Origin of the sequence: Arthrobacter cavernae (assembly GCF_017368795.1) — a bacterium.
In the GTDB taxonomy this organism is placed as follows: Bacteria; Actinomycetota; Actinomycetes; order Actinomycetales; family Micrococcaceae; genus Arthrobacter; species Arthrobacter cavernae.
Genome location: NZ_JAFNLL010000015.1, coordinates 83,631 through 95,740 on the forward strand (window position 1 = coordinate 83,631; position 12,110 = coordinate 95,740).

Annotated in this window: 10 protein-coding genes; 4 read left to right on the forward strand and 6 right to left on the reverse strand. The window is 66.1% G+C overall.

The annotated features are described in order from the left end of the window. Positions 1–84 precede the first annotated feature (84 nt). The 3 genes from J1902_RS08585 to J1902_RS08595 form a co-directional block, all read right to left on the reverse strand. Positions 85–2,478 (reverse strand): ATP-binding cassette domain-containing protein, encoded by a 2,394-nt coding sequence (locus J1902_RS08585; protein WP_207615824.1) that lies wholly within the window; start codon positions 2,476–2,478, stop codon positions 85–87. A gap of 44 nt (positions 2,479–2,522) precedes the next feature. Further along, a complete protein-coding gene (locus J1902_RS08590) occupies positions 2,523–4,049 on the reverse strand; it encodes a TIR domain-containing protein (protein ID WP_207615825.1) in 1,527 nt (508 codons plus the stop codon). 102 nt (positions 4,050–4,151) lie between these two features. Then, entirely contained in the window at positions 4,152–5,504 is a 1,353-nt protein-coding gene (locus J1902_RS08595) for a uracil-xanthine permease family protein (RefSeq protein WP_207615826.1), read from the reverse strand. A 247-nt stretch (positions 5,505–5,751) separates the two neighbouring features. Here J1902_RS08595 and J1902_RS08600 point away from each other — a divergent pair, with 247 nt between their 5' ends. Beyond that, positions 5,752–6,357 (forward strand): malonic semialdehyde reductase, encoded by a 606-nt coding sequence (locus J1902_RS08600; RefSeq protein ID WP_207615827.1) that lies wholly within the window; start codon positions 5,752–5,754, stop codon positions 6,355–6,357. Between the two features lie 141 nt (positions 6,358–6,498). Further along, positions 6,499–7,008 (forward strand): 2'-5' RNA ligase family protein, encoded by a 510-nt coding sequence (locus J1902_RS08605; RefSeq protein ID WP_207615828.1) that lies wholly within the window; start codon positions 6,499–6,501, stop codon positions 7,006–7,008. Here J1902_RS08605 and pgm read toward each other — a convergent pair. Continuing rightward, the gene (pgm, locus tag J1902_RS08610; RefSeq protein WP_207615829.1) at positions 6,998–8,677 is read right to left on the reverse strand and encodes a phosphoglucomutase (alpha-D-glucose-1,6-bisphosphate-dependent); all 1,680 of its coding nucleotides are present in this window, start codon (positions 8,675–8,677) and stop codon (positions 6,998–7,000) included. The genes J1902_RS08605 and pgm overlap by 11 nt on opposite strands. A 203-nt stretch (positions 8,678–8,880) precedes the next feature. On the opposite strand from pgm, the gene J1902_RS08615 reads away from it, so the two are divergent. Next, positions 8,881–9,483, forward strand: coding sequence for a DUF4190 domain-containing protein (locus J1902_RS08615; RefSeq protein WP_207615830.1), 603 nt, complete (start codon positions 8,881–8,883; stop codon positions 9,481–9,483). A 97-nt stretch (positions 9,484–9,580) separates the two neighbouring features. Here J1902_RS08615 and J1902_RS08620 read toward each other — a convergent pair whose 3' ends face one another. Beyond that, positions 9,581–11,014: an amidase gene (locus J1902_RS08620; protein WP_207615831.1), complete on the reverse strand. Its 1,434-nt coding sequence runs from the start codon at positions 11,012–11,014 to the stop codon at positions 9,581–9,583. Further along, the gene (locus tag J1902_RS08625) at positions 11,007–11,750 is read right to left on the reverse strand and encodes a Type 1 glutamine amidotransferase-like domain-containing protein (protein WP_207615832.1); all 744 of its coding nucleotides are present in this window, start codon (positions 11,748–11,750) and stop codon (positions 11,007–11,009) included. The genes J1902_RS08620 and J1902_RS08625 overlap by 8 nt, the downstream gene beginning before the upstream one ends. A 234-nt stretch (positions 11,751–11,984) precedes the next feature. Here J1902_RS08625 and J1902_RS19315 point away from each other — a divergent pair. Continuing rightward, a partial coding sequence (locus tag J1902_RS19315) for a rhodanese-like domain-containing protein (protein ID WP_242701785.1) occupies positions 11,985–12,110 on the forward strand: 126 nt, incomplete at its 3' end.

Consider the following 12,110-nt stretch of genomic DNA (forward strand, 5'->3'; position numbering starts at 1 on the left):
CGGCAGCCACGTGGCCGCCGTCGTCCAATTGCTGCAGGCTTGTAGCTGCTAGCGAGCTCGGGGCAGCCCTCCTCCTGGGCCCGGTCAGTTGCCGACGTACGCCGCGAGGTGCTTGCCGGTGAGCGTCGATCTGGCGGCCACCAGCTGTGCCGGCGTGCCCTCGAAAACGACCTTGCCGCCGTCGTGCCCTGCGCCGGGGCCGAGGTCGATGATCCAGTCGGCGTGCGCCATGACGGCCTGGTGGTGCTCGATGGCGATGACCGATTTGCCGGACGCGACCAGGCGGTCCAGGAGGCCCAGCAGGTTCGCGACGTCGGCGAGGTGCAGGCCGGTGGTCGGTTCGTCGAGGACGTAGACGTCGCCGCTTTCGGCCATCTGGGTGGCCAGCTTGACGCGCTGCCGCTCGCCGCCGGACAGCGTGGTGAGGGGCTGGCCAAGCGTGAGGTAGCCGAGGCCCACGTCCACGAGGCGGTCGAGGATCTTGTGGGCCGCCGGCGTGCGTGCCTCCCCTTCGCTGAAGAAGGCCTCGGCCTCGATCATCGACATGGCCAGCACCTCGGCGATGTTGCGGCCGCCCAGCGTGTATTCCAGGACCGAGGCCTGGAACCGCTTGCCCTCGCATTCCTCGCACGGGGATTCGACCGTGGCCATGACGCCGAGTTCGGTGAAGATGACGCCCGCGCCGTTGCAGTTGGGGCAGGCGCCTTCGGAGTTGGAGCTGAAGAGCGCCGGCTTCACACCGTTGGCCTTGGCGAAGGCCTTGCGGATCGGTTCGAGCAGGCCTGTGTACGTGGCGGGGTTGCTGCGGCGCGAGCCCTTGATGGCGCCCTGGTCGATCACCACAACGCCGTCGCGGCCGGCCACGGAGCCGTGGATCAGCGAGCTCTTGCCCGACCCTGCAACGCCCGTGACCACGCAGAGCACGCCAAGCGGGACGTCCACGTCCACGTACCGGAGGTTGTGCGTTGAGGCACCGCGCACCTGAAGTATGCCGGACGGCGTACGTACGGATTCCCGGACCGTGGCCCGGTCGTCGAGGTGGCGGCCGGTGATGGTATCGCTTCGGCGCAGCCCCTCCACGCTTCCTTCGAAGCAGACGCTGCCGCCGTCGGTCCCGGCACCGGGGCCGAGGTCGACGATGTGGTCGGCGATGGCGATGGTCTCGGGCTTGTGCTCCACCACCAGCACGGTGTTGCCCTTGTCTCGCAGCTGCAGCAGCAGCTGGTTCATCCGCTCGATGTCGTGCGGGTGCAGGCCGATGGTGGGCTCGTCGAAGACGTAGGTGACGTCCGTGAGGGACGAGCCCAGGTGGCGGATCATCTTGGTGCGCTGCGCCTCGCCACCGGACAGCGTGCCTGCCGGCCGGTCCAGCGAGAGGTACCCCAGCCCGATTTCGTCGAAGGAGTCGAGCAGGTGCTGCAGGCCCTTGAGCAGTGGCGCCACCGAGGGCTCGTGCAGATCGCGGATCCAGCCGGCCAGGTCGCTGATCTGCATTTCGCACAGCTCGGCGATGTTCTTGCCGTTGATCTTGGCGGACCTGGCCTCCGCGGTGAGCCGCGTGCCCTCGCACTCGGGGCAGGACTGGAAGGTGATGGCACGCTCCACGAAGCGGCGCACGTGCGGCTGCAACGCCTCCACGTCCTTGGACAGCATGGACTTCTGGACCTTGGGGATGATGCCCTCGAAGGTGAGGTTGATGCCCTCCACCTTGATCTTGGTGGGCTCGGCGTACAGCATCGTTTCGAGCTGCTTCTTGGTGAACGTGGCGATCGGCTTGTCCATCGGCAGGCCCATGCCTTCGAACAGCCTGCCGTACCAGCCGTCCATGCTGTAGCCGGGGACGGTCAGGGCACCCTCGGCCAGCGACTTTCTGTCGTCGTAGAGCGCCGTGAGGTCGAAGTCGGAGACCGAGCCCATGCCCTCGCAGCGCGCACACATGCCGCCCAGGTAGACCACGTTCTGTGCCACGGCCTTCTCCACCCTGCCGCCGGCCTTCTCGGTGCTCATCACGCCGCTGGCCTTCCGCGTGGGGACGTTGAAGGAGAAGGCCGTGGGCGGCCCGACGTACGGCTTGCCCAGGCGGCTGAAGAGGATCCGGAGCATGGCGTTGGCATCCGTGGCCGTGCCCACGGTGGAGCGGGGGTTCGCGCCCATCCGCTCCTGGTCCACGATGATCGCCGTCGTGAGCCCCTCGAGGTGGTCCACCTCGGGCCGCGCGAGGCTCGGCATGAAGCCCTGTACAAAGGCGCTGTAGGTTTCGTTGATCAACCGCTGCGACTCCGCCGCGATGGTGCCGAACACCAGGGAACTCTTCCCCGAGCCGGAGACCCCGGTGAACACCGTCAGCCGCCGCTTGGGGATCTCGACGCTGATGTCCTTGAGGTTGTTCACGCGCGCGCCCTGCACGCGGATCAGATCGTGGCTGTCGGGATCGCGCAGCTCGGCGGACTCCGTGTCCATCCTCGTGTCCATGCTCATCGGGTCTCCATCGTTTGCGCGGGGCCGCCCTTGTAAGGACGCAGCTATGCTGTGATTTCGGCGGGCTGTGGGTCGTGACTCGCAGTCAACCTGAAGGCCTTTAGCCTGACGGCGAGTTGCTCGGCTAGGTTCTCTATCTGCGGATCGATTGGTTGATTCCGGTCGATCTCTGACCCTCCATGCATACGTGACTTATCGAAGGAGCCGTGGCTTCCCCCTTTGAACCAGACGGTGAGTACTGCGTTCTCGCCAAATCGGTCTGCGAACTGCTTGCTCTCAAAACGAGTCCAGAGACGATCTGGGTAGTCCACCCCCATGATCGGTACGACGAATGAGGCTTCGCTCTTGTAAATGGGGGCCAGGTAGGTTTCCACATCGCAACCCAAGATCAAAGCCTGTTCGTCAAAGTCGTAGAAGACGCTAATTTCTCGATCCTGGAGGGACCTCGCCAGTTTTTCTGCGATGTCGCGATCACTGCCAGCGAATGACAACGCGAAGTCGTATGAGTTTGAAAAAACTACGTCGAAGTAGCCGAGCCGCTCCGAGAACTTGTTCCACGAGAGGTGCCGAATGAAGAAGAAGAACTGGGGGTCCTCCACGGCTAGGATTCTTGTTTCGGGGTCGTAGTGCAGGAGGTCGCTGAGCTGAGGCGAGTTCTTTGCCAGATGATCCTCGAGATGCCCCTTGTCGACAACCTGTCCGACGCTGGCGCGGAGTGACGAGTTTTTGGAGATTTCTCGATCAAGATCAATGGTCCACTCATCACTCATGGACAGCCAACGAAGGATTTGCAGATAGGGAGCTCGGCCTTCCTTTCGGCGACGCTTGCCGGTTGCAAATACTTCGGCCTTCTTGTGGAAGGTTGTTGCTAGTTGGTCGATTACGGTTTCTCGAATGGAGGTGAATGAGGCATCAATCCTCTTGGGGCCCGGCAACGTGGCTACCACATCATCACTAATGCAGGCCTCGAAACAGATCATTTGGGCGATGTTAAAGCTACCGGCGCTGGCCTCGACAATGGACTCTGCCGCAGCCAGTTCGATGTTCAGGGCCTCACAGCCCTTTTTGACGAGTTCTCTGACCTTTTCGTCAGGGTTCACCCCAAGTTTTACTACTTCGATGCGGCCGGCGAGATCCGGGGCAATAGCCAGCAAGGATTCTCCGACCTTATTAATGCCAACGATGACAATCTTGATGTCGGCACGCTCCTGATCCGCCAGGATCTTCATGAAGTCCGAAATAGACTCTCTTACAGCAGCGTCAAGCCTGTGGAAGTCGTCGATAATCACTATGCCGAGGTCCGTCTGTGACGGGATAGACGATATAAAGTCCCGATCATTCGGATCGCGAGCAGTTAGTGTCATGACTGAACTGGGCAGGCTAGCGTCGATCTCAGAGAGTACCTTCATGACAGAGCTGGTCTTGCCGATTTTTGATGGTCCCTCGACAACCACGCCCTTCCCCGGTGACCGCAGGGCAATCAGAAGCCGCGTGTACTCTTTCGGCTTGACAAAAGTGATGCTGGGCACGCCCGATCGCTTAAAAACTTCTTCGACGTTGTAGGTTGTCAAGGTTCCTGTCCTTGGAGATCGAGTATTTCGACGATTCTACTTGGAGTCCTCACGTCCGAGAGTTAGCTGCCGCCGCGGACCGGCATACGGCACCACCCACCCCTACTTCTTCTTCCCGCTCCTCTTCGCCGCCGCATTCATCGCAGCCTTCGCCGCCGGCGGCAACCCCGCCGTCTCGGTCTCAGGCTCGGCAACGGTCCCGCGCCAGCGGGCCACGGCCTTCATGCCGTGGTAGATCACCAGGGCCGCGGCCGAGCCCAGGGCGATGCCCGTGAAGGTCAGTTCGCCGATGGTCCAGGTGTAGTCGGCGATGCCGATGATCAGGGCAACAGCCGCCGTCGTGAGGTTGATGGGGTTGGAGAAGTTGACCTTGTTCTGCACCCAGATCTTCACGCCGAGCACGCCGATCATGCCGTATAGCATGGTCGCGGCGCCGCCCAGCACGCCGGCCGGAACGGTCGCGATCAGTTCGCCGAATTTCGGCGAGAAGCTCAGCACGATGGCGAAGATGCCGGCCACCCAGTAGGCCGCCGTCGAGTAGACCTTGGTGGCGGCCATGACGCCGATGTTTTCCGCATAGGTGGTGGTGCCGGAACCGCCGCCGAGGCCGGCAAGCACCGTCGCGGCGCCGTCGCCCATCAGCGCGCGGCCGGAGACGCCGTCGAGGTTCTGGCCGGTCATCGCCGCCACGGACTTCACGTGCCCGATGTTCTCGGCCACCAGCACCAGCACCACGGGAACGAACAGGCCCACCACGCCCAGGTGGAATTCGGGGGTCTGGAAGTGGGGGAGGCCGATCCACGCGGCGGCGTCCATCTTCGAGTAGTCAACCTCGCCGCGCATCATGGCCACGAGGTAGCCCACCACCACACCCACCAGGATGCTCAGGCGCCCGATGATCCCGCGGAACAGCACGCTGACCAGGATGATCGTCACCAGCGTGATGAGCGCGGTCACCGGAGCGGCGTCGAAGTTGTTCTTCGCCGCGGGCGCCAGGTTCAGGCCGATCAGGGCCACGATCGCGCCCGTGACGATGGGCGGCATGAGGCGGTTGATCCATTCAGCGCCGAACTTCTGCACCACCGCACCGATGAGCGCCAGCACGACGCCGGCAAGCACCACGCCTCCCAGCGCGCCGGCAATGCCGTACTGCTGCTGGGACGCCATGATGGGGGCGATGAACGCGAAGCTGGAGCCGAGGTAGCTGGGGACGCGGCCCTTGGTGATCACCAGGAACAGCAGCGTGCCGACGCCCGAGAAGAACATGGTGGTGGCCGGCGGCATGCCCGTGATGATGGGCACCAGGAAGGTGGCGCCGAACATCGCCACCACGTGTTGCATGCCGACGCCGATGGTCAGGGGCCAGGCCAGGCGCTCGTCGGGGGCCACCACGTGGCCCGGGCGGATCGACTTTCCGTTGCCATGGAGCTTCCATTTGGTACCGAGCATGCTCATGGCAAGGGCCTTCCTCAGAAGTTGTTGGGGGTCACGTGCAACTTTACCGCCAGCTTGCGGGCCCGCTCTACGTGCTTGGCCGGCGTTCAGGGCCGCAGAGCAGGCCCCGCAAGGCTTTCCCGGGCCGGTGGTGTGCCGAAGGTCACGGGCCGTCACTGGAATCGCGGGGAGACGGTTGAAGTTGCAACCATGGAAAGCAGAAGCGCCCGGCCGTCCACAAGGCAAGGGCCCAGCGAAAGGTTCACGAATGACGATCGCCCACGAAGAAGCAGCCATTGACGCCGCCGCAGTCGACGCCATTTTTACCGAAGCCCGCACCGCCAACTCGTTCTACGGCGAGGTCACCGAGGAGCAGGCCCGGGCCATCTACGAACTGACCAAGTTCGGCCCGACGGCGTTCAACTCCCAGCCGCTGCGCGTCACCTACGTCCGCTCCGAGGAAGCCCGCGCCACGCTGGTGGAGACCCTCGCGAACGGCAACAAGGCCAAGACCGCCTCCGCCCCGCTGGTGGCCGTGCTCTCCTACGACACCGCATGGCACGAGCAGTGGGACAACTTCCTGCCCGCCTACAACGCCCCCAAGGCCATGTACGACGCCGACCCCGCGCTCGCTGCCGCCACGGGCAACAACAATGCCCACCTGCAGGCCGGCTACTTCATCCTGGCCGTCCGCTCGCTCGGTTTCGCCGCCGGCCCCATGACGGGCGCCGACTTCTCCGCAATCGACGCAGCGTTCTTCCCTGCCGGCGAGCAGAAGAGCTTCCTGGTGGTCAACATCGGCCAGCCCGGCACGGACGCCTTCGGCGATGCCAAGCCCAAGTTCGCCTACAAGGACGTCGTCCGCACCGTCTAAGGACCCTTCCGACGCTCTCTCACTTTTGGCGTCTTTTTCAGCAACGCTCTCTCACTTTCCTGACGAAAGTGAGAGAGCGTTGGTGCTTAAGGCCGGATACGTGAGAGAGCGTTTGCCTGGAGGCGGTGGGAAACTGACCATATGAGGAACCTCATCATGGTGGCGTTCATCGAGCCCGTCGCCGACGGGCTGGAATTCCCGCGCACCAACTGGCCGTTGCACATCACTTTGCTAAGGTTCGACGTCGGCCCTTCCGAAAGCGCCGGCGTCGCCGAGCGCCTCATCGAACTCGCCGCGGTACCCGTGATGGGTGCCCTGGGAGCGCTCCTTACGGTGGGTCCCGACGCGGAATTCGGCCACCAAGGCTCCATCCCCGTCAGCCTCGTGGAGCACGACCCCCTGCTGCAGGGCCTCCACGAGGAACTGTTCGACGCCGTCGTTGAGTTGGGCGGCACGGCGGCCACGCCGCGCTACGTGTTGAACAACTACCGTCCCCACATCTCGCACCACGACCGCAGGCAACCCAAGCAGGGTGACGTCGTCGTGCTTGACCGGGTGGCGCTGGTGGACATGGCGCCGGACAGCAACCACACCATCCGGCGCATCCTCAAGCTGTGGGCGCTCCCGGAGGAGCCCGAACTTAGGAAATAACCCCGTCCACCAGCGCCTTGGCCTCTTCCTGCACCTTGGCCAGGTGGTCCGCGCCCTTGAAGGACTCGGCGTAGATCTTGTAGACGTCCTCGGTGCCGGAGGGGCGGGCCGCGAACCAGGCGTTCTCCGTGACTACCTTCAGGCCGCCGATGGACGCGCCGTTGCCGGGGGCCTCGGTCAGCTTGGCCGTGATGGTCTCGCCGGCCAGCTCCGTGGCGGTGACATCCTCGGCCGAGAGCTTGCCCAGCTTGGCCTTCTGCTCGCGCGTGGCGGCCGCGTCGATGCGCGCGTAGACGGGATCCCCGAACTGGTCCGTGAGGCCCTTGTACAGCTGTGACGGCGACTTGCCCGTGACCGCCGTGATTTCGGAGGCCAGCAGGGCCAGCAGGATGCCGTCCTTGTCGGTGGTCCACACGCTGCCGTCGCGCTTGTTGAAGGAAGCGCCCGCGGATTCCTCGCCGCCGAACGCGCCCTCGCCGGAGAGCAGGCCCGGAACGAACCACTTAAAGCCCACCGGGACCTCCACGAGCTTGCGGCCCAGGCCGGCGGCCACGCGGTCGATGATGGAGGAAGAGACCAGGGTCTTGCCGATGACCGATTCCGGGTTCCAGCCGGTGCGGTTCCGGTACAGGTAGTCGATCGCGACGGCGAGGTAGTGGTTGGGGTTCATCAGCCCGCCCTGGCCGTCGACAAAGGGCGTCACGATGCCGTGCCGGTCGGCGTCGGCGTCGTTGCCCGTGGCGATGTCGAACGCGGAGCCAGCAGCGGTGGCGGAACCGGCGGACATCCGCCGGATCAGCGAGGCCATGGCCGACGGCGAGGAGCAGTCCATGCGGATCTTCTCGTCCCAGTCCAGGGTCATGAAGGCCCACTGCGGGTCCACGGTGGGGTTGACCACCGTGAGATCCAGCTGGTGGCGCTCGCCGATCTCGCCCCAATAGTCCACGGACGCGCCACCCATGGGGTCGGCGCCGATCCGCACGCCGGCCCGGCGGATGGCGTCCAGGTCCAGCACGGACGGGAGGTCGTCCACGTAGCTGCTCAGGAAGTCGAACTTGCCCGTGGTGTCGGCGGCGAGGGCGTCGTTCAGGGGCATGCGCTTGACGCCACGGAGCCCGTTTTCGAGGAGCTCGTTGGCGCGGTTGGCGATCCAGCCGGTGGCGTCCGTGTCAGCCGGGCCGCCGTGCGGGGGGTTGTACTTGAAGCCGCCGTCGCCGGGCGGGTTGTGGCTGGGCGTGACCACGATGCCGTCCGCCTGCGGCTGGCCGGGCCCGGCTTCCTGGTTGTACTTCAGGATGGCGTGGCTCAGCGCGGGCGTGGGCGTGTAGCCGTGGCGGGCATCCACCAGGACGTTGACGCCGTTGGCGGCGAGGACTTCCAGGGCGGAGTTCTGCGCGGGCTCGCTGAGCGCGTGGGTGTCGCGCCCGATGAACAGTGGCCCGGTGATGCCCTGCTGGCCGCGGTATTCCACGATCGCCTGCGTGATGGCCAGGATGTGGGGCTCGTTGAACGAGGCCTTCAGGCTCGATCCGCGGTGGCCGGAGGTCCCGAACGCGACGCGTTGCGCGGGATCTTCCAAGTCCGGAGCCACGTCGAAGTAGGCGTCCAGAAGGGCGGTGATGTCAACAAGGTCCTGGGGGAGGGCAACTGTGCCCGCTCGGCTAGCCATTCGTCCAGCATGCCAGACCCCACTGCGCCGCGGGAGGAGTTGTCCGTAATGCGGCCCCTGTGACTGTGAATGTCGTCCGGGGCCCGCAAAGTTTCACCCTGCGTTTACCCTGCGGCAGTGTAGGACGGCTGAGTACCGCTGAACTTATGCGCCGGCTCCACCGGCGGTAGTGTGGGTGTCAAAGACTCGCAAGGGGGATCTCCATGTCAGACCAGCCAGCCAAGGGCAACGACGACGCGCCCAAGGGCTACGAGCCGCCGTCGTACATTCCGCCCGCGGAAACCCCGCTCCCGCCGCCGGCTCCACCGGTATTCGGCGAACCCGTTCCGCCGGCGTTCGAATCACCCGCCCAGCCGCCGTATGGCCAGGATCCGTACGGCCAGCAGCCTCCCTATGTGCAGCCTGCCCCCTACGGCCAGCAGCCTCCGGCGTTCCAGTCACCCGCCCAGTCGCCCTACGGCCAGGTACCGTATGGCCAGTCCCAGTTTGGGCAGACGCAGTACGGCCAGCCGGGAAGTCCTTACGGCCAGCCTGCCTACTACGGCGTGCCCGCGGAGCCGAAGGGCCTGAGCATCGCGGCCATGATCTGCGGCATCGTCGGCCTGGTGACGGGCGGTTTCCTGATCCTGCCCCAGATCGCTGCCGTGATCCTGGGTCATATCGGCATGAAGAAGGAACCCGCCGGCCGCGGATTCGCCTTGACGGGCCTGATCACGGGCTACATCGGCATTCTGTTCGGGCTGCTGTGGCTGATCTTCCTGATCATCGGACTCTCCATGGCCAGCCAGTACAACTTCACCTACTAAGCAGACAACGACGGCGGCCGGTGCGGTTGGCGGGATTCCCACCAACCGCACCGGCCGCCGTCGTCGTTTGGGGTGGCCGAGGAGCGTAGACGTCCGCCTACGCGGCCTCCAGAACAGCGGCGAGCTGAAGAAGCAGCAGTTCAGAGCCCATTCTGCCGATGAGCTGGATGCCCATCGGCAGCCCGGCCCCGGCCGCGCCGCCCGTCCAGTGCACCGGGATGCTGATGGCCGGCAGCCCGCACACGTTCACCATGGAGGACCACGGCGCGAATTCGCACTGCCTCCGGTAGTCGGCGTCGGCGTCCCCGGCCCACTCGGAGGGCCACGGCTCGCCGCTGTGCCCGCCGCCGGTGAACCAGCCGACGGGCCGCGGAGTCTGCGCCAGCGTGGGCATGAGCATCACGTCCCACTCCGCGTACTGGGCGATGGTGTCGTGTTCGAAGCGGCGCAGGAAGGCCAGCGCCTCGTTGACCTTCGAGGCGCTGCGCTGCTGCGCGCGCCGCCTGAACGTGCGCGTCAGCGGGGTCAGCAGGGCCTCGCGCTGCGGCGTGATCCGGGCACTCCCGACGCCGGCAGTCCAGGCGGCGGTGAACGCGTCCGGGTAGCGGTTGTCGTAGCGGATCTCTGTTTCGGCAACCAGGTGCCCGGCGGTTTCCAGCAGGGCCATGCCCTTTGCGAGGGCGTCGCGGGCTTCCTGCTCCACGGTGAACGGGAACGCCGCGGCCCAGGGGCTGTCCAGGCTTACGCCTATCCGGAGCTTCGGCGGCGCCGTGCCGATGTTGGCGAGGTAGCCGCCGTCGGGCTGGCTCCCGGCCGGGACGAGCGACTCGAGCATCAGCGCCGCATCCGCCGCCGTGCGTGCCAGGGGTCCGGCAACCACCAGCCTGGCGGCGTCGCCGGAGCTTTCACCCGAAGGAACCAGCCCGCGCCCCGGCTTGAGTCCCACTAGGCCGCAGGCGCCCGCCGGAATCCTGATCGAGCCGCCGCCGTCGGTCCCTGGCGCGAACGGAACCAGGCCCGCGGCCACCGCGGCAGCGCTGCCTCCCGAGGAGCCGCCCGAACTGCGGCTCAAGGAATGGGGATTGCGCGACGGCGGCGCGATCCGGTTTTCGCTGTAGGCCGTCAGTCCGAATTCCGGAACCTGCGTCTTGCCCAGTGAGATGGCTCCGTCGCCTTTCAGCACGGCCGCCAGGGCGCCGTCCTCCGGGGCCGGCTTGTGGTCCAGCGCGGCGCTGCCGTGCGTGGTGACCACGCCCGCAACGTCGGTGAGGTCCTTGAAGGCGAGGGGGACGCCGTGGAGCCTTGGCAATTCGGCGCTCCGGCGCTCGCGGACAAGGCAGGCGTGCAGGGCATCGGCGGCCGCGGCGTCGGCCATGGCCTGCTCCGCGGTCACGGTGATGAAGGCGCCCAGGCTGGTGTTGGCGGCCTCGATCCGGGCCAGGAAGTGCCCGGCGGCCTCACGGGCCGAGAGACTCCCGACGGCCAGCGCATCACGGAGTCCCACGGCTCCCAGTCGGTGGATGTCAGCCAAGGAACCGCGGCTCCAGCCGTTCCTCGAAGGCCACGGCGTCCACGCTTTCGCCCGCGCCGGCCGTGACGCGGTACGCCGCCTTGTCCCGCACTTCCGCGACCACCTCGGCCAGTTCCGTGCCCCGGTACACCAGCCCCACGCCGTCGTCGGTGCAGTGCGTTTCGCCCAGCGCGCCCTGGGACACCAACTGGTGGACCAGCGGGCGGCGGAGCGGTTCCGAGTCGTAGTGCACGCCGTTGGCATAGGGCAGGAAGCCCAGGCCGTTGGTGATGGGGCGCAATTCCGGGCCGTAGGAATCTGTGGTGCCGCCCTGGAACCAGCAGATGGATCCTGCGGACACGCCTGCCAGGACCACGCAGTGTTCCCAGACGCGGCGCAGGACGCTGTCCAGTCCGTGGGCCCGCCACACGGCAAGCATGTTGACCACCGAACCGCCGTTCGCCCAGACCACGTCCTGCTCCAGCAGATGGGCCTCGGGGTCCTCGTGGTTGGGCATGGTGAAGAGGTTCAGGTGGCTGAAGTCGAAGCCGGCCACGCGCGCGGCCTGGTCCATCTCGGCAGCCCACCAGCGCTGGTCCCCGGACGCCGTGCCGATGTGCGTCACGCGCGGCGCGCGCCCGCTCACCCCGGACAGCTCGACGGCGTAGTGCAGCAGGTGGTCGAATTCCAGCCTCGTGCGGCGCCCGGCCTTGTAGCCGCCCGACGTCGCCAGGATGGTGGGTTCCTGAGCCGCCATTCGTCCGATCTCCTCACCGCAGTCCGTAGTGCAAGCCTGCGCCAAGACTAATGCCGGAGCCGTGTTTTTGGGTGGGCCCACGACGCCCGGGTTCCCTGGCCGAAGCGGAGCGAGGTGAGGGAGGCGTTGGGTGGGCCCACGACGCCCGGGTTCCCTGGCCGAAGCGGAGCGAGGTTAGGGAGGCGTTGGGGACGTAGGCTTGATGAAGAGTAAAACCGAGTGGAAGGGACTCCGATGAGCGATTTTGAGACTGTGCCGGTGGGCGACGTTCCTGCGGATGCGAGCATCCTGGATGTGCGCGAGGACTACGAGTGGGTTGCCGGGCACGCCGAAGGCGCCCTGCACATCCCCATGGACCAG

Bases quoted from the DNA above. Each gene is read 5' to 3' on its own strand.
- J1902_RS08625 (WP_207615832.1), bottom strand. From the start codon at position 11,750: ATGGCGGCTCAGGAACCCACCATCCTGGCGACGTCGGGCGGCTACAAG.
- J1902_RS08605 (WP_207615828.1), top strand. From the start codon at position 6,499: ATGAGGAACCTCATCATGGTGGCGTTCATCGAGCCCGTCGCCGACGGG.
- J1902_RS08585 (WP_207615824.1), bottom strand. From the start codon at position 2,478: ATGAGCATGGACACGAGGATGGACACGGAGTCCGCCGAGCTGCGCGAT.
- J1902_RS08600 (WP_207615827.1), top strand. From the start codon at position 5,752: ATGACGATCGCCCACGAAGAAGCAGCCATTGACGCCGCCGCAGTCGAC.
- J1902_RS08615 (WP_207615830.1), top strand. From the start codon at position 8,881: ATGTCAGACCAGCCAGCCAAGGGCAACGACGACGCGCCCAAGGGCTAC.
- pgm (WP_207615829.1), bottom strand. From the start codon at position 8,677: ATGGCTAGCCGAGCGGGCACAGTTGCCCTCCCCCAGGACCTTGTTGAC.
- J1902_RS08595 (WP_207615826.1), bottom strand. From the start codon at position 5,504: ATGAGCATGCTCGGTACCAAATGGAAGCTCCATGGCAACGGAAAGTCG.